This window comes from Streptomyces sp. NPDC041122 (assembly GCF_055592445.1).
The window spans coordinates 901,780-926,736 of the sequence record NZ_JBVIYQ010000001.1 but is presented as its reverse complement, the minus strand read 5'-3'; the positions used below and the strand labels follow the sequence as shown (position 1 = coordinate 926,736).

At 73.6% G+C, this 24,957-nt stretch carries 20 protein-coding genes; 16 read left to right on the top strand and 4 right to left on the bottom strand.

Annotated features, from left to right (window positions below):
- Nucleotides 1-12: 12 nt before the first annotated feature.
- Together ACZ6B8_RS04055 and ACZ6B8_RS04050 are read right to left on the bottom strand one after the other, a co-directional pair.
- A complete protein-coding gene (locus ACZ6B8_RS04055; RefSeq protein WP_471606205.1) occupies nt 13-666 on the bottom strand; it encodes an NAD(P)-dependent oxidoreductase in 654 nt (217 codons plus the stop codon).
- Between the two features lie 113 nt (nt 667-779).
- Complete coding sequence (locus ACZ6B8_RS04050) at nt 780-1,796, bottom strand: EamA family transporter (RefSeq protein WP_471606204.1); 1,017 nt, start codon at nt 1,794-1,796, stop codon at nt 780-782.
- Nucleotides 1,797-1,922: 126 nt separating this feature from the next.
- Here ACZ6B8_RS04050 and ACZ6B8_RS04045 point away from each other — a divergent pair, with 126 nt between their 5' ends.
- The 9 genes from ACZ6B8_RS04045 to ACZ6B8_RS04005 all read left to right on the top strand — a co-directional run bounded on the left by ACZ6B8_RS04045 (nt 1,923) and on the right by ACZ6B8_RS04005 (nt 12,648).
- Entirely contained in the window at nt 1,923-2,492 is a 570-nt protein-coding gene (locus tag ACZ6B8_RS04045; RefSeq protein WP_471606203.1) for a MarR family winged helix-turn-helix transcriptional regulator, read from the top strand.
- A 171-nt stretch (nt 2,493-2,663) separates the two neighbouring features.
- A complete protein-coding gene (locus ACZ6B8_RS04040; RefSeq protein WP_471606202.1) occupies nt 2,664-4,034 on the top strand; it encodes a nitrate/nitrite transporter in 1,371 nt (456 codons plus the stop codon).
- A gap of 151 nt (nt 4,035-4,185) precedes the next feature.
- Complete coding sequence (locus tag ACZ6B8_RS04035; RefSeq protein ID WP_471606201.1) at nt 4,186-5,370, top strand: uroporphyrinogen-III synthase; 1,185 nt, start codon at nt 4,186-4,188, stop codon at nt 5,368-5,370.
- A gap of 162 nt (nt 5,371-5,532) precedes the next feature.
- Entirely contained in the window at nt 5,533-6,126 is a 594-nt protein-coding gene (locus tag ACZ6B8_RS04030; protein WP_471088885.1) for a CGNR zinc finger domain-containing protein, read from the top strand.
- A 143-nt stretch (nt 6,127-6,269) separates the two neighbouring features.
- On the top strand, nt 6,270-6,845 hold the full coding sequence (locus tag ACZ6B8_RS04025) for a sigma-70 family RNA polymerase sigma factor (protein WP_471606200.1): 576 nt from the start codon (nt 6,270-6,272) through the stop codon (nt 6,843-6,845).
- Complete coding sequence (locus ACZ6B8_RS04020; RefSeq protein ID WP_471606199.1) at nt 6,842-7,729, top strand: anti-sigma factor family protein; 888 nt, start codon at nt 6,842-6,844, stop codon at nt 7,727-7,729. The genes ACZ6B8_RS04025 and ACZ6B8_RS04020 overlap by 4 nt, the downstream gene beginning before the upstream one ends.
- Before the next feature lie 151 nt (nt 7,730-7,880).
- A complete protein-coding gene (locus tag ACZ6B8_RS04015) occupies nt 7,881-10,253 on the top strand; it encodes a HelD family protein (RefSeq protein ID WP_471606461.1) in 2,373 nt (790 codons plus the stop codon).
- Between the two features lie 380 nt (nt 10,254-10,633).
- The gene (locus ACZ6B8_RS04010; protein ID WP_471088889.1) at nt 10,634-12,064 is read left to right on the top strand and encodes an NAD-dependent malic enzyme; all 1,431 of its coding nucleotides are present in this window, start codon (nt 10,634-10,636) and stop codon (nt 12,062-12,064) included.
- A gap of 302 nt (nt 12,065-12,366) precedes the next feature.
- Complete coding sequence (locus ACZ6B8_RS04005; RefSeq protein ID WP_016645140.1) at nt 12,367-12,648, top strand: HU family DNA-binding protein; 282 nt, start codon at nt 12,367-12,369, stop codon at nt 12,646-12,648.
- Between the two features lie 80 nt (nt 12,649-12,728).
- Here ACZ6B8_RS04005 and murA read toward each other — a convergent pair whose 3' ends face one another.
- On the bottom strand, nt 12,729-14,078 hold the full coding sequence (murA, locus tag ACZ6B8_RS04000; RefSeq protein ID WP_362368515.1) for a UDP-N-acetylglucosamine 1-carboxyvinyltransferase: 1,350 nt from the start codon (nt 14,076-14,078) through the stop codon (nt 12,729-12,731).
- 253 nt (nt 14,079-14,331) lie between these two features.
- On the opposite strand from murA, the gene ACZ6B8_RS03995 reads away from it, so the two are divergent.
- A complete protein-coding gene (locus ACZ6B8_RS03995; RefSeq protein ID WP_471088892.1) occupies nt 14,332-14,931 on the top strand; it encodes a YqgE/AlgH family protein in 600 nt (199 codons plus the stop codon).
- On the opposite strand, the gene ACZ6B8_RS03990 is transcribed toward ACZ6B8_RS03995, so the two are convergent.
- Nucleotides 14,904-15,863: a LysR family transcriptional regulator gene (locus ACZ6B8_RS03990; RefSeq protein WP_471606198.1), complete on the bottom strand. Its 960-nt coding sequence runs from the start codon at nt 15,861-15,863 to the stop codon at nt 14,904-14,906. The two genes, ACZ6B8_RS03995 and ACZ6B8_RS03990, sit on opposite strands and share 28 nt — an antisense overlap.
- A 111-nt stretch (nt 15,864-15,974) precedes the next feature.
- On the opposite strand from ACZ6B8_RS03990, the gene ACZ6B8_RS03985 reads away from it, so the two are divergent.
- The 6 genes from ACZ6B8_RS03985 to ACZ6B8_RS03960 all read left to right on the top strand — a co-directional run bounded on the left by ACZ6B8_RS03985 (nt 15,975) and on the right by ACZ6B8_RS03960 (nt 24,929).
- The gene (locus ACZ6B8_RS03985; RefSeq protein ID WP_471606197.1) at nt 15,975-17,135 is read left to right on the top strand and encodes an MFS transporter; all 1,161 of its coding nucleotides are present in this window, start codon (nt 15,975-15,977) and stop codon (nt 17,133-17,135) included.
- A 15-nt stretch (nt 17,136-17,150) separates the two neighbouring features.
- Nucleotides 17,151-17,459: a DUF3039 domain-containing protein gene (locus ACZ6B8_RS03980; RefSeq protein WP_471088898.1), complete on the top strand. Its 309-nt coding sequence runs from the start codon at nt 17,151-17,153 to the stop codon at nt 17,457-17,459.
- 97 nt (nt 17,460-17,556) lie between these two features.
- Nucleotides 17,557-19,182: a beta-N-acetylhexosaminidase gene (locus tag ACZ6B8_RS03975; RefSeq protein WP_471606196.1), complete on the top strand. Its 1,626-nt coding sequence runs from the start codon at nt 17,557-17,559 to the stop codon at nt 19,180-19,182.
- Nucleotides 19,183-19,546: 364 nt separating this feature from the next.
- Nucleotides 19,547-20,452, top strand: a complete 906-nt coding sequence (locus ACZ6B8_RS03970) for an FAD binding domain-containing protein (RefSeq protein ID WP_471088902.1) — start codon at nt 19,547-19,549, stop codon at nt 20,450-20,452.
- A complete protein-coding gene (locus tag ACZ6B8_RS03965) occupies nt 20,449-22,641 on the top strand; it encodes a (2Fe-2S)-binding protein (protein ID WP_471606195.1) in 2,193 nt (730 codons plus the stop codon). Before ACZ6B8_RS03970 ends, ACZ6B8_RS03965 begins: the two co-directional genes overlap by 4 nt.
- The gene (locus tag ACZ6B8_RS03960) at nt 22,638-24,929 is read left to right on the top strand and encodes a xanthine dehydrogenase family protein molybdopterin-binding subunit (RefSeq protein ID WP_471606194.1); all 2,292 of its coding nucleotides are present in this window, start codon (nt 22,638-22,640) and stop codon (nt 24,927-24,929) included. Before ACZ6B8_RS03965 ends, ACZ6B8_RS03960 begins: the two co-directional genes overlap by 4 nt.
- Nucleotides 24,930-24,957 lie beyond the last annotated feature (28 nt).

Below are 24,957 nucleotides of genomic sequence, written 5' to 3'. Positions count from 1 at the left end.
GGAGCCGCCCACTCAGTAGCCGACCGTGAAGCGGGAGCGGTGGTGGGCCGGGCGCTCCGCCTCGTCGAGGAGGGCCAGCGCCAAGTCCTCCATGGAGATGGCCGAGTTGCCGTCCGCGTCCACCAGCAACTCGTCCTTGCCGAGGCGGAACTCGCCGGTGCGGGCGCCCGGTTCGAAGTGGGCCGAGGGGCTCACGTAGGTCCACGACACCTCCGTGTCCGCCGTGCGGAGCACCTCGTACTGGGCGTTGGACGCCTCGGCGATGTGGCGCCAGGCCGCGGGGACGTACCTCGGGTCGTCGATGGCGAGGCGGCCGTCGGTGCGGCCGGGGACCGTGAGGCTGCCCGCGCCGCCGATGACGATGAGGCGGGTGCCCGGGGCGTGGCCGGCGAGGCCGGCCAGGAGGGATCTGCTGACGGCGGCGTGTTCGTGTTCCCGGCCGGGGGCGGGTCTCGTCGCGTTGACGACGAGATCCTGTCCGGCGCTCAACTCGGCCACGTGGCCCGGGTTTCCGGCGTCCCCGGCGCGGTGCGTGGCCCCGGGGTGCAGGGCGGCGAAGCGGGTGGCGTCGCGGACGACGGCGGTGACGTCGTGACCTCGGGTGAGGGCCTCGGCGACGACGCGGCTGCCCGCGTTTCCGGCTGCTCCGAAGACGGTGATGCGCATGGTGACTGCTCCTTGGGGATGCGGGGCGGGATGAGCGGGGACTGCGCGTGCCGTAGGCGTTAGGTGCGTCACGTGCGTCACGTGCGTCACGTGCGTCACGAGTGCTGCGAGGCTTACGGGCGCTTCGCTGTCCGGCGGCGCCCCTGGCCCAGGACCACGCTCGCCAGGACGAGGACCAGGCCGCCGACCTGCCAGACCGTGAGCGTCTGGCCCAGGAGGAGGAGTCCGGCCAGCGTGGCGACGACCGGGTTGGTCAGGCCGAGGAAGGACACGGAGGACGCGGGAAGCCGCTCGATGCCGCGGAACCACAGGGCGTACGCGAGGGCCGTGCCGATGATGCCGAGGTAGGCGTACCCGGCGATGTTGGCGCCGGTGAAGTGGTCCGGGAGACCTTCGGCGGTGAGGGCGACGGGGGCCAGGATCAGTCCGCCCGCGGTCAGTTGCCACCCCGTGAAGGCGAGCAGGGAGGCGCCCTCGGGGCGGCCCCACCGCTTGCTCAGCACGACGGCCAGCGCCATGAGTGTCGTGGCCGTCAGCATGGCCGCGATGCCCGCGAGGTCGACGGTGGCACTGCCGCGCAGGACGAGGAGGGCGACCCCGACGACCCCGACGAGGCCCGCGCCCAGGGTGCGACGGGTCGGCCGCACCTTCAGGACGCCGATCCCGAAGCCCGCCACCAGCAGCGGCATCACCGCGCTGATCGTGGAGGCGACACCGCCGGGCAGCCGGTAGGCGCCGAAGAAGAGGAGCGGGAAGAAGGCGCCGAAGTTGAGGACGCCGAGGACGCCGGCCTTCCACCACCAGTCGCCGCGGGGCAGGCGCCGGGTGAGCGCGAGCAGGATGAGGCCGGCGGGCAGCGCGCGCAGCGCGGCGGCGAGCAACGGGCGGTCCGGGGGCAGGAGTTCGGTGGTCGTGACGTAGGTGGTGCCCCAGGTGGCCGGGCCGATGGCGGCGATCGCGGCGATGGCGGCGGCGGCCTTGGCGGAGGTGCGGGGCGCCTGCGGCGGGCGGGGGGCCCGGGTCGCCCGGCCTTCCTCGGCGAGGTGCCGGATGCCGCTCCCGCTCGTACCGGTGCGTGCGCTGATGCTCTTGACGGACATGACGTTCCCCTCGTCCGAGACGTCGCCCATGACGCCCCCTCGTCGTTCCCTGAACGCTGTTATTCTCAACGTTGAGATAAATATGAGCCCAAGATCTCCGAACGTCAAGTATCTGAACGTTGAGAGATCTGGTTCCGATGCACGAGGAGGACGCCCATGGCCGCCCTGGAGGCCGCAGACCAGCCGACCGGAGGCCGCGCCGAGGCCCGGCCGCCCGTCGCGGACGCCATAGACGAACTCCGCGGGCAGTGGCGCCGTGAGCGCCCCGACCTGGACCTCGCGCACCTGGACGCGATGGCGCTGGTGGGCCGCATCAAGCGCGCCGACCACCTGCTGAGCAAGGGCATGAAGCGGGTCTTCGCCGAATACGGCCTGGAGTTCGCGGAGTTCGACGTCCTCGCCACGCTGCGCCGCGTCGGCGCCCCGCACGAACTGACCGCGGGCGGCCTCCTCAAGACCGCCATGGTGACCTCCGGCGCCATCACCAACCGCCTCGACAAACTGGAGCGCAAGGGCTTCATCGAACGCCGCCCCGATCCCGCCGACCGCCGGGCCATCCGCGTCCGCCTGACCGACGAGGGCAAGGACCTGGTCGACCGCGCGGTGGTGGACCACGTGGCGAACGAGGAGGCCATGCTGGCGGCCCTGACCCCGCAGGACCGCGAGGCCCTGGACGCCGCCCTGCGCCGCCTCCTGGTCTCCCTGGGCGACACCCACCTGGGCTGACCCGCCCCCTCACGAGCCCGCGTCACCCCGCCCCTCACCGCCTCCCCCCACCCCCCCGTGAGCGCAACGTTCCCCCGCGGTCACCCGGCGGCACGGGGTTGAAATGCGATTTCGCTACCTTCGGGTCCCGTCGGCCGCGGCCGAGGACCGTCGAGAGCCTGGAGGCGTGGGATGTGGATCGAGCGGTGGGATCCGGAGGACGAGACGTTCTGGAAGGAGGAGGGCGGAGAGCGGGTGGCCCGGCGGAATCTGGCGTTCTCCGTGCTCTCCGAACACGTCGGGTTCTCCGTGTGGAGCCTGTGGTCGGTGATGGTCCTGTTCATGGGGCCCGAGTACGGGATCGACGCGGCCGGGAAGTTCTTCCTCGTGTCGATGGCCACCCTCGTCGGGGCCGTCGTCCGCGTCCCGTACACCTTCGCCGTCGCGCGCTTCGGCGGGCGCAACTGGACCGTCGTCGCGGCCTCCCTGCTGCTCCTGCCGACCGTCGCCGCCTTCGTCGTCATGGAGCCGGGGACCTCGTACCCGACCTTCATGCTGTGCGCCCTGCTCACCGGCGTCGGCGGCGGGAACTTCGCGTCCAGCATGACCAACATCAACTCCTTCTTCCCACTGCGGAAGAAGGGGTGGGCGCTCGGGCTCAACGCCGGGGGCGGCAACATCGGCGTACCCGTCGTGCAGCTCGTCGGGCTCGCCGTCATCGGGGCGGGCGGCGGGCCGCGCGTCGTGCTCGGGATCTACATCCCGTTCGTCCTCGTCTCCGCCGTCTGCGCCTTCCTCTTCATGGACAGCATCGCGTCGGTCCGCAACGACACGGGCGCGGTGCGGGCCACCGTCCGGGATCCGCACACCTGGATCATGTCGTTCCTGTACGTGGGGACGTTCGGGTCGTTCATCGGATACGGGTTCGCCTTCGGCCTCGTCCTGCAGACGCAGTTCGGGCGCACACCCCTGGAGGCCGCCCAGCTCACCTTCCTCGGGCCGCTCCTCGGCTCGCTGGTCCGGCCCGTCGGCGGGTGGCTCGCCGACCGGTACGGCGGGGCGCGCATCACGTTCGGGAACTTCCTCGGGATGGCCGCCGCCACCGGCGTGGTGGTCGCCGCCTCCGTGCGCGGGTCGCTCGCGCTGTTCGCCGGCGCGTTCGTGACCCTGTTCGTGCTCACCGGGCTCGGCAACGGCTCGACGTACAAGATGATCCCCGGCATCTTCCAGGCGAAGGCCGCGGCCGACGGGCTCGCGGGGGAGGAGGCCGCGGCGCAGGGGCGGCGGCTCTCCGGGGCGGCGATGGGGCTGATCGGGGCCGTCGGCGGGCTCGGCGGGCTCGGCATCAACCTCGCGCTGCGGCAGTCCTTCCAGACGGTGGGCTCCGGGACCGGGGCGTATGTCGCCTTCCTCGTCTTCTACGGGGTGTGCTCGGCCCTGACCTGGGCCGTATACCTTCGAGGTGCGGCCGTGCGGACGACCTCAGGGCCGGCCGGCGCGACCGGCGCGACGGGTGCGGCCGGAGCGGAGGAGAAGCCGCGGCTCGGCTACGCCGAGGTGTGACGCGGCGCGGTGTGACGTAACACGGCGGACACCCGCGTGAACCGGGGCCGTCACGCGCCGTTGACAGGCTCGGTCCTCCGTCGGCCACGCACCCACGCGAGAGCGCGACACGCGACACGAGACACGAGCGGGACGGAACGAGATCAGAGCCATGCACGCGACATCGCCCGATGACACGCCGCCCCATGACACGCAGCCCGATGCCACACCGTCCGCCGCCGCCCACGGCCCCCTCGCCGGATTCACCGTCGGCGTGACCGCCGCCCGGCGCGCCGACGAGCTCGGCACGCTGCTCGAGCGGCGCGGCGCCACCGTGCTGCACGCGCCCGCGCTGCGCATCGTGCAGCTGGCCGACGACAGCGAACTCCTCGCCGCGACGAAGGAGTTGATCGAACGTGCCCCGGACATCGTGGTCGCGACCACCGCCATCGGGTTCCGCGGCTGGGTCGAGGCCGCGGACGGCTGGGGATACGGGGAGGCGCTGATCCGCTGCCTGCGCGGGGTGGAACTGCTCGCCCGCGGGCCGAAGGTGAAGGGCGCCGTGCGGGCGGCGGGGCTCACCGAGGACTGGTCGCCCTCGTCCGAGTCGATGGCGGAGGTGCTCGACCGGCTGCTCGGCGAGGGCGTCGAGGGCCGGCGCGTCGCCCTGCAACTGCACGGGGAGCCGCTGCCCGGCTTCGTCGAGGCGCTGCGGGCCGGGGGCGCGGAGGTCGTCCTCGTACCGGTCTACCGGTGGCTGCCGCCGGAGGACATCACGCCGGTGGACCGGCTGCTCGACGCGGCCGTCGCGCGCGGCGTCGACGCGCTGACCTTCACCAGCGCGCCGGCCGCGGCGTCGTTGCTCGCCCGCGCCGAGGAGCGGGGCATGACGGCCGAGCTCCTCGCCGCCCTGCGCCACGACGTGCTGGCCGCGTGCGTGGGCCCCGTCACCGCGCTGCCGCTGCAGTCGCTCGGGGTGGACACGGTGCAGCCCGAACGCTTCCGGCTCGGCCCGCTCGTCCAGCTGCTGTGCCGCGAACTACCGCACCGGGCACGGGTGTTGCGGATCGCCGGGCGGCGCGTGGAGATCCGCGGGCAGGCCGTCCTCGTCGACGAGGAGCTGCGGGCCGTACCGCCCGCGGGCATGACCCTGCTGGCCGCCCTCGCCCGCCGTCCGGGCTGGGTGGTCGCCCGCGCGGAGCTGCTGCGCGCGCTGCCGGGCGCGGGGACCGACGAGCACGCGGTGGAGTCCGCGATGGCGCGGCTGCGCTCGGCGCTGGGGACGCCGAAGCTGATCCAGACGGTCGTCAAACGCGGCTACCGCCTCGCGATCGACCCGGCGGAAGGGTCGAAGTAGCGGGTCACTTCGCCGGATCCCGGCGGCGGCTCACCCCCGCCGGGATCCCGGCGATCTCGGCGCAACCTGGTACGCCGGGTTCCGGACCCGCCCGGGGACGGGCACTGTAGGGGTACGCGACGGCATTCACTCACCGGTGACCCCCAAGGCGGTGACAGGCGCATGGCGTTGGGCACGGCCCCGGCTCCGTACGAGCTGCGATTCGACTCCGGGCGGAGCTGCCTGGACCTCGTGGCGACGAACCACCCCGTGGAACGGCTGACGTCCGTGGAGAGACTGCGCGGCTGGCTCGCGGGCGCCGGCCTCGTCCCCGCGGGCGCCCCGCTGCCCGGCATGGGCCCGCAGTGGCTCGCCGCCTTCCGTGAACTGCGCGGCCACACCGCCCAGTTGGTGCGCGGCGAGATCGAGGCGCGGCCCGCCGTCGCCGTCGCCGCGCTCGACCGCGTCAACGTCCTGGCCGCCGCGGCGCCCCCGGCCCCGTGCGCCGTCCGCGCTCCCGACGGCACCCTGGTCCGCGTCCTGCGCGGCGACCCCGGCTGCGCGGGACTTGTCGCCGCCGTCGCCCGGGACGCCGTCGAACTGCTCACCGACCCGGTCGCCCGCGCCCTGCTGCGCCAGTGCGAGGGCGACAACTGCCCCCTCGTCTACCTCGACACCTCCCGCGGCCGCCGCCGGCGCTGGTGCTCCAGCGAGGTGTGCGGCAACCGGGAACGGGTGGCCCGGCACCGGCGCAGAGCCGCCCTGGCCCGCCCGTGACGTGAGGCCCCGGCCGCCGAACGGCCGGCGGCCCGATGCCGTACGAGAATCCGCGCCCCGCGTTGAACACTTGCGCCCCCGCATCCGTACCTCCGACGTGAAACCCGCCCGACCCCGCGAAAGCGCGGACACCGGAGGTACGCGTGCGCAAGGATTCCGCCGTGGCCGATGAGCGCCCGCAGCCGCACCGACATCGTCTCGGCCGACCCCCGGGCCCGGACGAGGAGTTGATGCGTGCGCTCTACCGCGAACACGCGGGACCCCTGCTCGCCTATGTGCTCCGGCTGGTCGCGGGCGACCGGCAGCGCGCCGAGGACGTCGTGCAGGAGACGCTCATCCGTGCCTGGAAGAACGCCGGTCAGCTCAACCGAGCGACCGGTTCGGTACGCCCCTGGCTGGTGACGGTCGCCCGGCGCATCGTCATCGACGGCCACCGCAGCCGGCAGGCCCGGCCGCAGGAGGTCGATCCGTCGCCGCTGGAGGTCATCCCCGCGGAGGACGAGATCGACAGGGCGTTGTGGCTGATGACTCTCTCGGACGCGCTCGAGGACCTGACTCCCGCACACCGGGAGGTACTTGTCGAGACCTACTTCAAAGGGCGTACGGTCAATGAGGCGGCACGGACGCTGGGCATACCCAGTGGGACGGTCCGTTCGCGGGTCTTCTACGCGCTCCGCTCGATGAAGCTGGCGCTCGAGGAGCGGGGGGTGACGACATGAGCGGGTGGAGTGGGCCCTACGGCCGGAACGGCGATCAGGGCCACCACGGCATGGGCGAGGGCGACGACGTCCACGAGAGTGTCGGCGCCTACGCCCTGGGCGTTCTCGACGACGCGGACGCCGCCCGGTTCGAGGAGCACCTCGCCGGGTGCGGGCTCTGCCGGCACCGCCTGGAGGAGCTCTCCGGCATGGAGCCGATGCTGGCCGCCCTCGCCGACCTCCCGGGCCCGGGAGCGGGACTGGGGACGGGAGCGGGGCCAGGGGCGGGCCCAGGGATCGGGGCGGTGGCGGGCGGCGGGCCGGCCGCCGGCGAGCAGCTCGGCGTCCGGCCGAGCCCCCGCCTCGCCGAACGCCTCGCCGCCGAGGTAGCCGCCAAGCGGGACCGCACCCGCAGGCGTGGCCTGTACCTCGTCGCCGCGGCGGCCGTGCTGATCGTCGGCGGCCCGCTCACCGTCCTCGCGCTGGCCGGCGACGACGACGGCGGCGGCAGGGACGCGCTCGCCGACCCGCACCCCACCAGCCCCGCCGAGGACGCCTTCTTCCACCACATGGAGGAGAAGGCGCACGCCACGGACCCGGCGACCAAGGTCAGCGCCACGGTCGGCACCGAGAAGAAGGCGTGGGGCACGCACGCCGTCCTGGAGCTGAAGAACGTCAAGGGCCCGCTCAAGTGCTCGCTGGTCGCGGTCGGCAAGAACGGCGAGAAGGAGACGGTCACCAGCTGGTCGGTGCCCGCGTGGGGGTACGGCATCAAGGACAGCCCGGACAAGTGGGCGCGCAGCCCGCTGTACGTGCACGGGGGAGCGGCCATGGACCGCAACGACATCGACCACTTCGAGGTGACCACCTTCGAGGGCAAGCGCCTCGTCGAGGTCGACGTGTAGCGGGGCCCGGAGCGCACGGACGCACGGAACGGCCACCGCGCACCCACGACAAGTGCACAGGACGGGCCCCTTTCGCCTAAGGTGGACGGCTGCTCAACACGGGCAGCAGCACGGTGTGAAAGGGGCCTCGGTGGCCGACGTCAACGCAGTAATGCCGTCAGGCACACGCGACCGCGAGATCAGCGTCGAGCAGGACCATCTCGACCAGGTCTACCGGCGCCTCGAGGAGAAGATCCACGAGGCCGAGTTCCTGATGAACGACGCCGCCCAGCGCTCCCAGGTCGGTACGCCGGGCGCGCTCGCCGAGCGCGACGCGCAGGTCTTCCGGGCCGGTGTCCATCTGAACCGGCTCAACAACGAGTTCGAGGACTTCCTCTTCGGCCGCATCGACCTGCTCCGGGGCAAGGACGGCAAGAAGGGCCCCGACGGCGCGTACACGGCGGTCGAACCGGCCGAGGGCGCGGTCCGCGAGGACGAGAGCGGCAGTTACGCCGACATCGCCGAGACGCTGCACATCGGCCGCATCGGCGTCCTCGACGCGGACTACTCCCCGCTGGTCATCGACTGGCGCGCGCCCGCCGCCGCGCCGTTCTACCGCTCCACGCCGGTCGACCCGGGCCGTGTCGTGCGCCGCCGCGTCATCCGCTCCAAGGGCCGCAGGGTCCTCGGCGTCGAGGACGATCTGATGCGCCCGGAGCTCACCGCACGCCTGGACGGCGAGGAGCTCCCGGTGATCGGCGACGGCGCCCTGATGGCCGCGCTCGGCCAGGCCCGCAGCCACTCGATGCGGGACATCGTGGCGTCGATCCAGGCCGAGCAGGACATGGTGATCCGCGCGCCCGCCGCGTCGGTGACGTACGTGGAGGGCGGCCCCGGCACCGGCAAGACGGCGGTGGCGCTGCACCGCGCCGCGTACCTGCTCTACCAGGACCGCCGCCGGTACGCGGGCGGCATCCTCATCGTCTCGCCCACCCCGCTCCTGGTCGCCTACACGGAGGGCGTGCTGCCGTCCCTCGGCGAGGAGGGCCAGGTCGCGATCCGCGCGGTCGGCTCGCTGGTCGACGGGGTCGAGGCCACGGTCTACGACTCCCCCGCGGTGGCCCGCGTCAAGGGCTCGTCCCGGATGCTGAAGGTGCTCAGGAAGGCGGCGCGCGGCGCGCTGGAGTCACCGGTCAGGCCCGGACGGCCCGAGCGGCCGAAGGCGCAGGGGCAGCTGGCCTTCGGCGAGGACGAGGACGGGAACGGGGACGAGGACGGGTCTGGGGCGCCGGAGACCGTCACCACCCGCCTGCGCGTCGTCGCCTTCGGGCGGCGCCTGGAGCTCGACGCCGGGCAGCTCGACCGCATCCGGCACACCGCGCTCGGCGGCACCGCCCCCGTCAACCTGCTGCGCCCGCGCGCCCGCAAGCTCCTCCTGGACGCCCTGTGGTCCCAGTCGGGCGCGGCGGGCCGCCACTCGGACCCCGAGCTCGCCGCCGAGCTCCGCTCCTCCTTCGACGACGACGTCTCCTCCGAGGACGACTTCCTGCACTTCCTGGACGCCTGGTGGCCGGAGCTCACCCCGCGCGGCGTACTCGCCGCGATGGGCGACGAGCGGCGCCTCGGCCGCTGGGCCCGCCGCGTCCTCAACCCCGGCGAGGTCCGCAAGGTCGCCCGCTCCCTCAAGCGGGACGCCCTGTCCGTGCACGACGTGGCGCTCCTGGACGAGCTGCAGGCGATCCTCGGTACCCCGCACCGCCCCAGGAAGAAGCGCGAGCTCGACCCCCTCGACCAGCTCACCGGCCTGGAGGAGCTGATGCCGCAGCGCGAGGAGTCCCAGCGCGAGCGGGCCGAGCGGCTGGCCGCCGAGCGCACCGAGTACGCCCACGTCATCGTCGACGAGGCGCAGGACCTCACCCCCATGCAGTGGCGCATGGTGGGCCGCCGCGGCCGGCACGCCACCTGGACAGTCGTCGGCGACCCGGCCCAGTCGTCCTGGTCCGATCCGGACGAGGCGGGCGAGGCCCGCGACGAGGCCCTGGGCACCCGTCCGCGCCGCCGTTTCACGCTCACCGTCAACTACCGCAACCCCGCCGAGATCGCCGACCTCGCCGCCAAGGTGCTCGCCCTGGCGATGCCGGGCGCCGAGTCCCCCTCGGCGGTCCGCTCCACCGGCGTTCAGCCCCGCTTCTGCGTCGTACGGGACGGTGACCTCGCCGCCTCCGTGCGCCAGGAGGCGGCGCGCCTCCTGGAGCGCGTGGACGGCACGGTCGGCGTCGTGGTGGCCATGAACCGGCGCGAACAGGCCGCGCGCTGGCTCGCGGACCTCGGCGGGCGCGTGGTGGCGCTCGGCAGCCTGGAGGCCAAGGGCCTGGAGTACGACGCGACGCTCGTCGTCTCGCCCGCGGAGATCGCGGACGAGTCCCCGGCCGGGCTGCGCGTCCTGTACGTGGCGCTGACCCGCGCGACGCAGCAGCTCACGGTCCTGTCGGGGGAGCGCGACGACCCGGACGAGGACGGGGTCGCGGACCTGCTGAGGGACTGAGGGCGGCTGCCGCCCGCGGATCCGGCCGGTGCGGCTTCGCGGGACGGGAATTGCCTTACGGGGATCGTTTGTTACCGTGGATGTGGCACCGGCCCGATCCAAGCCCCCGGGCCCAACCATCGTCGCTACGAGCGACCACTTGCCGCGAGGCGAGCATGGCGGGTCGGTGTCATTGCGTCGGGAGAGGCCCACGTCACCAAGTGACGTGGGCCTCTTTCTGTTTGCCACAACTTCTCGTATGGTGGAAACCAGTTTCCGAAAACGAAGTGCTGCAGCCGATGAACACAACGTTCTCAATCCGGGGCGGCTACCACGTACTCGGCGGTAGGTGCGACCATCGGACGGCAAGAGCTACAAGGTGAAAGCAGAGGAAGTCGGCCATGGCAACGGCGCCCAGCGTCTCCTACTCGATGACGGTCCGACTGGAGGTGCCCGCGAGCGGAACCGCGGTCTCCCAGCTCACCACGGCCGTCGAGTCTTCCGGGGGCTCGGTCACCGGCCTCGACGTCACGGCCTCCGGCCACGAGATGCTGCGGATCGACGTGACGATCGCGGCGTCCTCCACCACGCACGCCGACGAGATCGTCGAGCAGCTGCGCACCATCGAGGGCGTCACCCTCGGCAAGGTCTCCGACCGTACGTTCCTGATGCACCTCGGCGGCAAGATCGAGATGCAGTCCAAGCACCCCATCAGGAACCGTGACGACCTCTCGATGATCTACACCCCGGGTGTCGCCCGGGTCTGCATGGCCATCGCCGAGAACCCCGAGGACGCCCGCCGCCTGACCATCAAGCGCAACACCGTTGCGGTCGTAACGGACGGTTCGGCCGTGCTCGGCCTCGGCAACATCGGCCCGATGGCCGCCATGCCGGTCATGGAGGGCAAGGCGGCCCTCTTCAAGCGCTTCGCCGACATCGACGCCTGGCCGATCTGCCTGGACACCCAGGACACCGACGCCATCGTCGAGATCGTCAAGGCCATCGCCCCCGGCTTCGCGGGCATCAACCTGGAGGACATCTCCGCGCCGCGCTGCTTCGAGATCGAGGCCCGGCTGCGCGAGGCCCTCGACATCCCCGTCTTCCACGACGACCAGCACGGCACGGCCATCGTCGTCCTCGCCGCCCTCACCAACGCCCTGCGCGTGGTGAGCAAGAACATCGGCGACGTGCGCGTGGTCATGTCCGGCGCCGGCGCGGCCGGCACGGCCATCCTGAAGCTGCTGCTCGCCGCCGGCGTCAAGAACGCCGTCGTGGCCGACATCCACGGTGTGGTGCACGCCGACCGCGAGGATCTGGTCTCCCACGAGGCCGACTCGCCGCTGCGCTGGATCGCCGACAACACCAACCCCGAGGGCCTGACCGGCACCCTCAAGGAGGCCGTCGTCGGCGCCGACGTCTTCATCGGCGTGTCGGCTCCGAACGTGCTGGGCGCCGAGGACGTCGCGGCCATGGCCGACGGCGCCATCGTGTTCGCGCTCGCGAACCCCGACCCCGAGGTCGACCCGGCGATCGCCCGTCAGACCGCGGAAGTCGTGGCCACCGGCCGCTCGGACTTCCCGAACCAGATCAACAACGTCCTGGTCTTCCCCGGCGTCTTCCGCGGCCTCCTGGACGCCCAGTCCCGTACGGTCAACACGGAGATGATGCTGGCCGCCGCGGGCGCTCTCGCGGACGTCGTCGCCGAGGACGAGCTGAACCGGAACTACATCATCCCCAGCGTCTTCAACGACAAGGTCGCGGGCGCCGTGGCCGACGCCGTGCGCACCGCCGCGAAGGCCGCCGGGGCCGCTGTGACGGGTGCCACGGCCTAGCGACACGGCGCGTCGCCGGACACGGGCCCGAGAGGCCCCTCTAGGGTGGCTTGGCAGCAAGCCCCCCGGTGCCCCCGTCTTTTTTCAGGGGCGGCGGACGCTTTTCGTGTGACCCCCAAGGGCGCCGGATTGGCTTTCCCGCCGCAGGTGGGGGCAGGATGCGTAATCGGGCGCGAGGGTCTGACGTCAGACCCGGGTCCGGGGACTGTCCGAGGACCCTGGCAGCATCGTCTTCGCTGTGCCCATCATGCGGCCCTGCCGCGTGGCACGCCTCAACGGCAAAAGAACACGGGAGTACAAACATGAACCGCAGTGAGCTGGTGGCCGCGCTGGCCGACCGCGCAGAGGTGACCCGCAAGGACGCCGACGCCGTGCTGGCCGCGTTCGCCGAGACCGTCGGCGAGATCGTTGCCAAGGGCGACGAGAAGGTCACCATCCCCGGCTTCCTGACCTTCGAGCGCACCCACCGTGCCGCTCGCACCGCCCGCAACCCGCAGACCGGCGAGCCGATCAACATCCCGGCCGGTTACAGCGTCAAGGTTTCGGCTGGTTCCAAGCTGAAGGAAGCGGCGAAGGGCAAGTAGCCCCGAGCAGCCGAAGAGGGGCGGTCACCCGGTCGGGTGGCCGCCCCTCTTCGCGTGCGTGGGGGATGGGGGAGCGGGGACTAGCCCAGCGCCGCCTTGCCCGGCAGCTCGACCTTGGCGCCGAGCTCCACGAGCTTGTCCATGAAGTTCTCGTAGCCGCGGTTGATCAGGTCGATGCCGTGCACCCGGGACGTGCCCTGGGCCGCCAGGGCCGCGATGAGGTACGAGAAGCCGCCGCGCAGGTCGGGGATGACCAGGTCGGCGCCCTGCAGCTTCGTGGGGCCGCTGACGACCGCCGAGTGCAGGAAGTTGCGCTGGCCGAAGCGGCAGTCGGAGCCGCCTAGGCACTCGCGGTACAGCTGGATGTGCGCGCCCATCTGGTTGAGCGCGGAGGTGAAGCCGAGCCGGGACTCGTAGACCGTCTCGTGGACGATGGACAGGCCCGCGGCCTGCGTCAGGGCCACCACGAGCGGCTGCTGCCAGTCGGTCTGGAAGCCGGGGTGCACGTCCGTCTCCAGGGCGATCGCGTTGAGCGAGCCGCCCGGGTGCCAGAAGCGGATGCCCTCGTCGTCGATCTCGAAGGCACCGCCCACCTTCCGGTAGGTGTTCAGGAACGTCATCATCGAGCGCTGCTGGGCGCCGCGGACGTAGATGTTCCCCTCGGTCGCCAGGGCCGCGGAAGCCCACGAGGCGGCCTCCAGACGGTCCGAGAGGGCGTGGTGGGTGTAGCCGCCGAGGCTGTCGACACCGGTGATCCGGATGGTCCGGTCGGTGTCCATGGCGATGATCGCGCCCATTTTCTGCAGGACGCAGATCAGGTCCTCGATCTCCGGCTCGACCGCGGCGTTGGAGAGCTCGGTCACACCCTCCGCGAGCACGGCGGTGAGCAGCACCTGCTCGGTGGCGCCCACGGACGGGTACGGCAGGCGGATCTTGGTGCCGCGCAGCCGCTGCGGGGCCTCCAGGTACTGGCCGTCGGCGCGCTTCTCGATGGTCGCGCCGAACTGGCGGAGCACCTCGAAGTGGAAGTCGATGGGCCGGCCGCCGATGTCGCAGCCGCCGAGGCCCGGGATGAAGGCGTGCCCGAGGCGGTGCAGCAGGGGGCCGCAGAAGAGGATCGGAATGCGCGACGAGCCCGCGTGGGCGTCGATGTCGGCGACATTCGCGCTCTCCACGTGCGACGGGTCCATGATGAGCTCGCCCGGCTCCTCGCCGGGGCGGACCGTCACGCCGTGCAGCTGCAGCAGGCCGCGCACGACCCGCACGTCCCGGATGTCGGGGACGTTGCGCAGCCGGCTCGGGGCGCTGCCGAGCAGCGCGGCGACCATCGCCTTGGGCACGAGGTTCTTCGCGCCGCGGACACGGATCTCGCCCTCCAGCGGGGTTCCGCCATGGACAAGCAGTACGTCTTCGGTGCCGGTGCCGGTCATGAATCTCGCGTTCCGATTGGATGGACGGGGGGCCAAAGGGCCAAGCGTAATGGCCGAGTACCCCCCTTCCGTAAGGCCAAGGGCGCCCGGAGCACGTCATGAGTCGGCCACAACACGAACCGTGCGTAACCGGACACTCCGGGTCACTGCCCGTGATATGCGCTCCACCAGCCCCTTCCGCCCCTGAGCTGCGTTCACTCCGGTATGTGCATTGGCTCCCCGCACACGGCAAAGATGCGGGATCATGTGGTCCATGACCGAGGTGTCCTCGCTCACAGGGCGGCTGCTCGTGGCCACACCGGCCCTGGCGGACCCGAACTTCGACCGCGCGGTGGTGCTGCTCCTCGACCACGACGAGAAGGGCTCCCTCGGCGTGGTCCTCAACCGGCCGACCCCGGTGGACGTCGCCGACATCCTGGAGGGGTGGGGCGAGCTGGCCGGCGCGCCCGGCGTCGTCTTCCAGGGCGGGCCCGTCTCGCTGGACTCGGCGCTCGGCGTCGCGGTGATCCCCGGCGACGAGGGGGCGCCCCCGGGCGCGCGGGCGCGCGCGGGCAGAGCGGACCCGGTGGGATTCCGCCGGGTGCACGGCGCGATCGGCCTCGTCGACCTGGAGGCCCCGCCGGAGCTGCTCGCCGCCGCGCTCGGCTCCCTGCGGATCTTCGCGGGGTACTCGGGGTGGGGCCCGGGCCAGCTGGAGAGCGAGCTGGAGGACGGCGCCTGGTACGTGGTCGAGTCCGAGCCCGGCGACGTCTCGTCGCCGGATCCGGAGCGGCTGTGGCGCGCGGTGCTGCGGCGTCAGCGCAGCGAGCTGGCGATGGTCGCCACCTATCCGGACGACGCGTCGCTGAACTGACCGGCTTCGCGCGGGCCGCCGAGCTGTCCGGTGCGGGGCGGGTCGCCGAGTTGTCCGGTGGCGGGCGGGTCGCCGAGCCGGGCGGCTTCGCGCAGGTACCGCTCGGCCAGCGGGTGGGCGTCCCGGGCCGGCACCGCGAGGGAGACGGTCACCGGCGGGGCGTTCCGCAGGCGTACGCGCCGCACCGCCGGGTGGGCGTGCCGGCGGGCCACCGGTTCGGGCGCCACGCCCACGCCGTGCCCCGCGGCGACCGCCTCCAGCCACTCGTCGAGGTTGTCGGCGGTGCAGGACAGCCTCGGGCGCCGGTCCGCGGGCCACAGGCCGGGGTGGGTGGTGCCGCCGACGGTGTTCACGACCAGTGGCAGCTCCGCGAGGTCCGCCCAGTCCACGACCCGGCGCCCGGCGAGCTCCGCGGCGCCGCGCGCGACGACGGCGACGCGCGGCTCGTGCAGCAGGACGCGGGTGCGGACCGCGGCGCCGGGCGGGATCTCACCCCGTACGACCGCGATGTCGCACGCGCCCGTCAGGAGCCCGGCGAGGGGTTCGTCGCGCCGCACCAGACGCACGCCCGCGCCGGTCGCGGCCTTGAAGGTGTGCACGAGGGCGGCGCAGGCCGCGGGCAGCAGCGAGGTGAAACCGAGCCGCAGGAGCGGGGGTTCACCGCCCGCCGCGCCCAGCGCGGCGTCGAGCCGGGAGAGCAGCGGCGCCAGCTCCTCGCGCAGCCGTGACCCGGCGTCGGTGAGCTCGACGCGGCGGGTGGTGCGGGTCAGGAGGCGGGTGCCGAGGGCGTCCTCCAGGGCCCGCACGGTCCGGGTGAGCGCGGGCTGGCCGACGCGCAGGACGGCGGCGGCGTGCGTGAAGCTCAACTCGTCCGCGACGGCGAGGAATCCGCGCAGGTGCCGGAGCTCGACGGCGGGCGGCAGGTGATCCATGCCGCCCCAGCATAAATGAGCGCCCCGGGGCATTTCCCCGGCGATGCGGAGGCTGCCTACGTTTCCCTCGCGCCGCGGGGAGCGGCGCGAGGCGACAGGGAGTTGAGCGCGGTGCGCAAGGTGTGGCTGTTGATGGTGGGGTCCTTCACGCTGGGGCTCGACGCCTACGTGATGGCGGGGCTGCTGCCCGTGGTCGCCGGTGACCTCGGCACGACCGTCTCGCTCGCCGGGCAGATGGTCACCGTCTTCACCCTCGCCTACGCGGTGAGCGCGCCGCTCGTCGCCGGGCTGCTGACCGGAGTGCGGCCACGCCTGCTGGTCGTCGCGGCGCTGGCCGTCTTCACCCTGGGCAACGCGCTCACCGCCCTCGCGCCGGGCCTCGCCGTGCTGCTCCTGGCGCGCGCGGTGGCGGGGGCGGGGGCCGGGGTCTACTCGGCGCTCTCCACGGCGGCGGCCGCCTCGCTCGCCGGCCCGGAGCGGCGCGGGCGGGCGCTCGCGATGGTGATGGGCGGGATGAGTTCGGGCACGGTGCTCGGCGTGCCGCTGGGGGTGCTGCTCGCCGGCCACACGTCCTGGCGGGCCACGATGTGGCTGGTGACGGGGCTCGGCACGGTCGCGCTGCTCGGTCTCGCGGCGTGGCTGCCGGAGGTGCCGGCCGAGCCGCCGGTGCCGGTGCGGGCGCGGCTCGGGGCGCTCGCCGACCGCGCGGTCCTGCCCGTCGTGGGCGTCTCCTTCCTGGGCGCGGTGGCCAGCCTCGGTCTGTACACCTACCTCGCGCCGGTGCTGGCCTCGTCGGGCGGCGTGGGCGGGGGCGAGGTGGCGCCGTACCTGTGGGCGTGGGGGATCGGCGGGGTGCTCGGCAGTCTGCTCGCCGGGCCGCTGGTGGACCGGACGGGCCGGGTGGCCGCGCTCGTGACGGGGATCCTCTCGGCCCTCGTGCTCGCGATCGGCGTGCTGCCGCTGCTCGGCGCCGCCGCCTTCCCCGCGCTCGTCGTCTGGGGCGCGGCGGGCTGGGCGTTCCAGGTCCCGCAGCAGCACCGCCTCCTTGCGCTGCGCGCCGAGCGCGGCACGGTGGCCCTCGCGCTCAACAACTCCGCCCTGTATTTGGGCAGCGCGGTCGGCTCCGGGGCGGCCGGGCTCGCCCTCGCCGCGGGCCTCGCCCCGCGCGCCCTGCCCTGGGCCGCCGCCGCGGTCGCCGCCGCCGGGCTCGTCCTGCACCTGCTGGGGCGCGGCCCCGCCCGTACGGGCGCTGACGGTACGCGCCGGGCGTGAGTACCCTTGGCCCTTATGAGCACTCTTGAGCCCGAGCCCGAGCGCGGGGCAGGTACGGGGACCCTCGTAGAGCCGACGCCGCAGGTGTCGCACGGTGACGGCGACCACGAGCGCTATGCGCACTACGTCCAGAAGGACAAGATCATGGCGAGCGCGCTCGACGGCACGCCCGTCGTCGCGCTCTGCGGCAAGGTGTGGGTCCCCGGCCGCGACCCGAAGAAGTACCCCGTCTGTCCCATGTGCAAGGAGATCTACGAGTCCATGGGCGCCGGCGGAGACAACGACAAGGGCGGCAAGGACGGCAAGGGCGGCGGCAAGAAGTAGCCCTTCCGGTCCCTTGTGGACCCTTTCGCCCGAGGGGCGTTGCGCCTGCCGCAACGCCCCTTTTGCGTTGCGCAATCGCGTGACAGCCTGTGGCTTCATGACCTTTGGGCAACTCATCCCGGCGCCCGCACGCGCCGAGGCCACGCAGAGCTCCTCCTTCGTCATCGACGCCTCCACCACCCTGTACGGCGGCCCCGGCACCGGGACCACCGAGCGGTGGCTGCGCACCACGCTCGGGCCCGCGCTCGGCCTGCCGTTCCCCGGCGGGACCGAGGGTGCGCACAACTCCCTCTCCCTGTACGTGGACGGCTCCCTGCAACCGGAGGAGTACCGGCTCACCGTCGACGCCGACCGCGCCGAGATCCGCGGCGGCGCGGGGGCCGGCGTCTTCTGGGGCGCCCAGACCCTGCGCCAGCTCCTCGGCCCCGACGCCTTCCGCCGCGCGCAACTGCGGCCCGGCGCCGCGCACTTCGTCCCGGCGGGGGTCGTCGAGGACGCCCCCCGCTTCGGCTGGCGCGGCATGATGCTCGACGTCGCACGGCACTTCATGCCGAAGGACGGGGTCCTGCGCTACCTCGACCTGCTCGCCGCCCACAAGCTCAACGTCTTCCACTTCCACCTCACCGACGACCAGGGCTGGCGCGTGGAGATCAAGCGCCACCCCGAACTCACCGAGGTCGGCTCCTGGCGGTCCCGCACCAAGTGGGGCCACCGCGCCTCGCCGCTGTGGGAGGAGCGCCCGCACGGCGGCTACTACACGCAGGACGACATCCGCGAGATCGTCGCGTACGCGGACTCCCTGCACATCACCGTCGTCCCGGAGATCGAGATCCCCGGCCACTCGCAGGCGGCCATCAGCGCCTACCCGAACCTCGGCAACACCGACGTCGTCGACACCGAGGCGCTCACCGTCTGGGACACCTGGGGGGTCAACCCCAACGTCCTCGCTCCCACCGAGGACGTACTCCGCTTCTACGAGGGGGTGTTCGAGGAGGTCCTCGACCTCTTCCCGGCCACGTTCATCCACGTCGGCGGCGACGAGTGCCCCAAGGACCAGTGGAAGGCGTCGCCCGCCGCGCAGGCCCGCATCAAGGAGCTGGGCGTCGAGGACGAGAAGGGGCTGCAGAGCTGGTTCATCCGGCACTTCGACAGCTGGCTCACCGCCCGCGGCCGGCGGCTCATCGGCTGGGACGAGATCCTGGAGGGCGGCCTCGCCGAGGGCGCCACCGTGTCGTCCTGGCGCGGCTACCGGGGCGGCATCGCCGCCGCCAAGTCCGGCCACGACGTCGTCATGTGCCCCGAGCAGCACGTGTATCTGGACCACCGTCAGCACGGCGGCCCCGACGAGCCGGTGCCCATCGGGTTCGTCCGCACCCTGGAGGACGTCTACCGCTTCGAGCCCGTCCCCGCCGAGCTCACCGAGGAGGAGGCGGCCCACGTCATCGGCACCCAGGCGAACGTCTGGACCGAGGTGATGGAGCACCAGGGGCGCGTCGACTACCAGGTGTTCCCGCGTCTCGCCGCGTTCTGCGAGGTGGCGTGGCGGCGGCTGCCGGCCCCGGCCGAGCGCGACTACGCCGACTTCGAGCGGCGGATGACCGCGCACTACACCCGACTTGACGCCCTCGGCGTCGACTACCGTCCGCCGAGCGGTCCGTTGCCGCGACAGCAGCGACCGGGTGTGCTCGGACGCCCGATCGAGGGGGCGCCCCCGAACGTGTGAGACACCCCGACGGGTGCGTGTTCCCGGCGGCCCGCGCGAGGAGCGCGGGCCGCCGGGAGCGGCGGCACCGCGCACCCGGAGTACCGGTGAGAAGCCGCCCGAGCAGCACCGGACCGGGGCAATTCACCCCACCCGGAGAGGGTCCGCCAAACCGGCACATCCCCCCGTACCAGGGGCGAATGCCTCCTAGCGGACCCCCGCGTCGAGGGCCGGGGAGAATGTGCCAGAGTTGCCACGTCCGGGTTGTGAGCACGTACCGTACGGCGGAACAGGCGTAACGGTGACACGTCGCGAAACGGCGAGCACTCCACATACACGTCGTACGTGGAGCACGCGGCCGGGCATCGGGAAGGGGCAGCCGGTTTTGAGCACGCACGCACCGCAGGCGACACAGACACCGCAGTCGGTGAAGCTGCCCGCCACGCTGGACGAGGCCGTGGCGGCGCTCACCGCCATGCCCGCCGCCGTGCCCGTCGCCGGCGGCACCGACCTGATGGCGTCGGTCAACTCGGGGCAGCTGCGCCCCGCCGCCCTCGTCGGCCTCGGCCGCATCAGCGAGATCCGCGGCTGGCAGTACCAGGACGGCCACGCCCTGCTCGGCGCCGGCCTCACCCACGCCCGCATGGGCCGCCCCGACTTCGCCGCGCTGATCCCCGCCCTCGCCGCCGCCGCGCGCGCCGCGGGACCCCCGCAGATCCGCAACGCCGGAACCCTGGGCGGCAACATCGCCTCGGCCGCGCCGACCGGCGACGCGCTGCCCGTGCTCGCCGCCCTCGAAGCGGTCCTGATCATCGCGGGACCCGGCGGCGCCCGCCGTGAGATCCCCGTCTCGCACCTCCTCGCCGGCATGGAGATGCTCCGCCCCGGCGAGCTCATCGGCTTTGTGCGGGTACCGCTCCTGCACGCCCCCCAGGTCTTCCTCAAGGCGACCGGACGCACCGGCCCCGGCCGGGCGACCGCCTCCGTCGCCCTGGTCCTCGACCCGGCCCGGCGCGGCGTGCGCTGCGCGGTCGGCGCCATCGCGCCGATGCCGCTGCGGCCGCTGGAGGCCGAGGAGTGGGTGGCCGCCCTGATCGACTGGGACGGCGAGCGCGGCAGCCTCGTCCCGGAGGCGGTCACCGCCTTCGGCGAGTACGTCGCCGCCGCCTGCATCCCGGAGCAGCCCCCGGCGGCCGACGGCACCGAACAGCCGCTGTCGCCCGCCGTACTGCACCTGCGGCGCACCGTCGCCGCGCTGGCCCGACGAGCACTGGGGAGGGCGCTGTCGTGAGCGACGACCAGAACACCCACAACGGCGGCGGCTGGCAGCCGCACCCGCAGGGCGAGTACGACTCCGACGCCACGGCGTTCGTGCAGCTCCCCGAGGGCATGCTGGACGCCCCGCTCGCCGCGCCCGGACACGGGTACGTCCCGCCGCAGATAACGGTCACCCCCACCACCGCCGACGCCACCGACCCGGCGGCCACCGGCACATGGGTCATGCCGCCGGAGGTGACGGGCGCGGCCGGTGCCGGACACGCGGTGCGGTGGCCCGAGGCGGGCACGGCGCCCCAGGCCCACGCGGATCACGGTCATCAGGATCACGCCCACGCGGAGCACGGCCATCCGGATCAGGGCCACGCGGAGGGGCAGGCGTACGACCCCCGCGCGACCGGGCAGTGGAGTTTCGCCGAGGCGGAGGCCGCGCAGGCGCAGCACCGGGGGTACGGCCACGGGCAGGCGTACGAGCAGGACTTCGGCCGGGAGCGGGAGTACGGGCAGGAGTACGGGCAGCCGGTCGCCGCGCCGCCCGCCGACGTCACCGGCCAGTGGTCGATCCCGGTCGCCGACGGTGACCTGCCGGACGAGTCCGGGGAGTTCACCACGTCGTCGCTGGCCACCCAGTGGGGCGGCACGCCGCCCGCCACCCTGCCCGGCGGCGCGCCCGCGCCGTGGGCGACGGGGGCGGGGGCCGGTGCGCCCTGGGGGGCGCAGGCGCAGGAGGCCCTCCGGACCGAAGTGCCTCCGGCCCCTTCGCCGGCCCCGGCGCCGGCGCCGACCGCGCAGGAGATGCTCCAGGCCTCGCAGGACGCGCTGCGGGCGCCGCACGAGCCCTTGCACGGGGCCGCGGCGGACGACGGCTCCGCGGAGCCGGAGAGCCGGTTCGAGAAGACGCAGTTGCTGCGGGCGATCCGGCTCCCGTCCGAGGGCGCCCCGGCGGAGCCCCCGGCCGCACCGGCTCAGGAGCCGGTGCGCGAGCCGGCCGACGAGCTCGTCGAGGAGCCCTTCGAGGAGTCGGTTCAGGAGTCGGTCCAGGGGTCGGTCGAAGAGGCCGCCGAGCCGGTAGCGGTTGAAGCCGAAGCCGAAGCCGAAGCCGAAGCCGCGCCAGAGGCCGAAGTCGATGCCGAGCCCGCGGACTTGTCGGACGAAGCGCACGTACCCGAAGAGGCGGGCGCGACGGACGAACCCGGCGTACCGGAACAAGCGCCGGAACCGGCTCCGGAGGACGCGCCGGAACCCTCGCACGCCGTCGAGGCCGCTGAGGCGGTGGCCCCCACCGAGGAGCCCGCCGAAGCCACCGACCCGGGTGAGGCCCCCGACGTCACCGAAGCCGCCGAAGCTGCCGAAGCCACCGGCGCCGCCGAAGTCACCGGGGCCGTCGAAGTCGTGGAGCCCGTCCCCACCCCGCTCCACGACGACCATCCCCTCGTCTCGTACGTCCTGCGCGTGAACGGCACCGACCGGCCCGTCACCGACGCCTGGATCGGCGAGTCGCTGCTCTACGTCCTGCGCGAGCGGCTCGGTCTCGCGGGCGCCAAGGACGGCTGCTCGCAGGGCGAGTGCGGGGCCTGCAACGTCCAGGTGGACGGACGGCTCGTCGCCTCCTGCCTGGTGCCGGCCGCCACCACCGCGGGCAGCGAGGTCCGCACCGTCGAGGGCCTGGCCACCGACGGGCAGCCCTCCGACGTGCAGCGCGCGCTCGCCGCGTGCGGCGCGGTGCAGTGCGGCTTCTGCGTGCCGGGCATGGCGATGACCGTGCACGACCTCCTGGAGGGCAACCCCGCCCCCAGCGATCTGGAGGCCCGCCGCGCGCTGTGCGGCAACCTCTGCCGCTGCTCCGGCTACCGCGGCGTGCTCGACGCCGTGCGCGAGGTGGTCGCCGAGCGCGAGGAGTCCGCGGCGGCCGCCGAACCCGCGGCCCAGGACGAGCAGGGGCACGGGCCCGAGCGGCACGGCCACGGACACCAGCAGGCGGACGTGGCCCGCATCCCGCACCAGGCGGGTCCCGGCGACGGCGGCGTCCACCCGGCGCCGCACGACGGCGCCTACGAGGGCGGTGACGACGGGACGTACGGCGACACCCCCGGTGGCCCCTACGACGCGCCCCACCCGTACGACGGCACCGGCACCGGACCCGCACCCGCACCCGCACCCGAAGGACCGCAGGGCCCCTACGGCCAGGACGGAGGCCACGCGTGACCACCGAAGCCACCGCGCCCGGCGCCGCCCCGCAGGAGACCGAGCCGAAGTTCGGCATCGGCGCGTCGCTGCCGTCCGCGCAGGCCCGCGTGAAGACCGAGGGCACCTTCCCCTACGCGTCCGACCTGTGGGCCGAGGGCCTGCTGTGGGCGGCGGTCCTGCGCTCCCCGCACGCACACGCCCGCATCGTCTCCATCGACACCCGGCACGCCCTGGAGATGCCGGGCGTGCACGCGGTCGTCACGCACGAGGACGTCCCCGGCGAGCCGTTGCACGGCCGCAGGACCGCCGACCGCCCGGTCTTCGCCGCCGACGTCGTACGCCACCACGGCGAGCCCATCGCCGCCGTGGCCGCCGACCACCCCGACACCGCGCGGATGGCCGCCGCGGCCGTCATCGTCGAGTACGAGGTCCTCGAACCGGTCACCGACCCGGAGAAGGCCTTCGAGGCCGAACCCCTGCACCCCGACGGGAACCTGATCCGGCACATCCCGCTGCGCCACGGCGACCCGGAGGCGGCGGGCGAACTCGTCGTCGAGGGCCTGTACCGCATCGGCCGCCAGGACCCCGCGCCGATCGGCGCGGAGGCGGGCCTCGCGGTGCCGCGCCCCGACGGGGGAGTGGAGCTGTACATCGCCTCCACCGACCCGCACGCCGACCGCGACCGCGCCGCCGCCTGCTTCGGCGTCAGCCCGGACCGGGTGAAGGTCGTCGTCACCGGCGTGCCCGGCGCGAGCGCCGACCGCGAGGACGCGAGCTTCCAACTGCCCCTCGGGCTCCTGGCGTTGCGGACCGGCTGCCCGGTCAAGCTCACCGCGACCCGCGAGGAGTCCTTCCTCGGCCACGCCCACCGCCACCCCACGCTCCTGCGCTACCGCCACCACGCCGACGCCGAGGGCCGCCTGGTCAAGGTCGAGGCGCAGATCCTGCTCGACGCGGGCGCGTACGCGGACACGTCGTCGGAGGCGCTGGCCGCGGCCGTCTCCTTCGCCTGCGGTCCCTATGTGGTGCCGAACGCCTTCATCGAGGGCTGGGCGGTCCGTACGAACAACCCGCCGTCCGGGCACGTCCGGGGCGAGGGCGCGCTCCAGGTCTGCGCCGCGTACGAGGCGCAGATGGACAAGATCGCCAAGAAGCTGTCCATCGACCCGGCCGAGGTGCGGCTGCGCAACGCGATGGCGACCGGCGACATCCTGCCCACCGGACAGACGGTGACCTGCCCCGCACCGGTGGCCGAACTCCTCGCCGCCGTACGGGACTTCCCGCTCCCCGACCTGCCCAAGGACACCCCCGAGGACGAGTGGCTGCTGCCCGGCGGCCCGGAGGGCGCGGGCGAACCGGCCGCGGTGCGCCGGGGCGTCGGCTACGGACTCGGCATGGTCCAGCTCCTCGGCGCCGAGGGCACGGACGAGGTCTCCACGGCCACCGTGAAGGTCCACGACGGCGCGGCGACCGTGCTCTGCGCGGCCGTCGAGACCGGCCAGGGCTTCACCACGCTGGCCCGCCAGATCGTCCAGGAGACGCTCGGCATCGAGGACGTGCGGGTCGCGCCGGTCGACACCGACCAGCCGCCGGCGGGCCCCAGTTGCCGCGGCCGCCACACCTGGGTGTCCGGCGGCGCGGTCGAGCGGGCGGCCAAGATGGTCCGCACGCAGCTGCTGCAGCCGCTGGCCCACAAGTTCGGCATGTCCACCGAGCTGCTCCAGATCAACGACGGCAAGATCACCTCGTACGACGGGGTGCTCTCCACGACCGTCACCGAGGCCCTGGAGGGCAAGGAACTCTGGGCCACGGCCCAGTGCCGCCCCCACCCGACCGAGCCGCTCGACGAGTCCGGTCAGGGCGACGCCTTCGTGGGCATGGCGTTCTGCGCGATCCGCGCGGTCGTGGACGTCGACATCGAGATCGGTTCCGTACGGGTGGTGGAGCTCGCCGTCGCCCAGGACGTGGGCCGCATCCTCAACCCCGCCCAGCTGAGGGCCCGCATCGAGGCGGGCGTCACCCAGGGCGTGGGCGCGGCGCTCACCGAGAACCTCCGCACCCCGCGCGGCCTGGTCCGCCACCCCGACCTGACCGGCTACGCCCTGCCGACCGCCCTGGACACGCCGGACATCCGCATCGTGAAGCTGGTGGAGGAGCGGGACGTGGTGGCCCCCTTCGGCGCGAAGGCGGCCAGCGCGGTCCCGGTCGTGACGTCCCCGGCGGCCGTCGCGTCGGCGGTCCGCGCGGCGACGGGCCGCCCCGTCAACCGCCTGCCGATCCGCCCGCAGGCGGCGGTGGCGACCTGAGCGGTCGCCGGTGGTGCTGGGGGCGTGC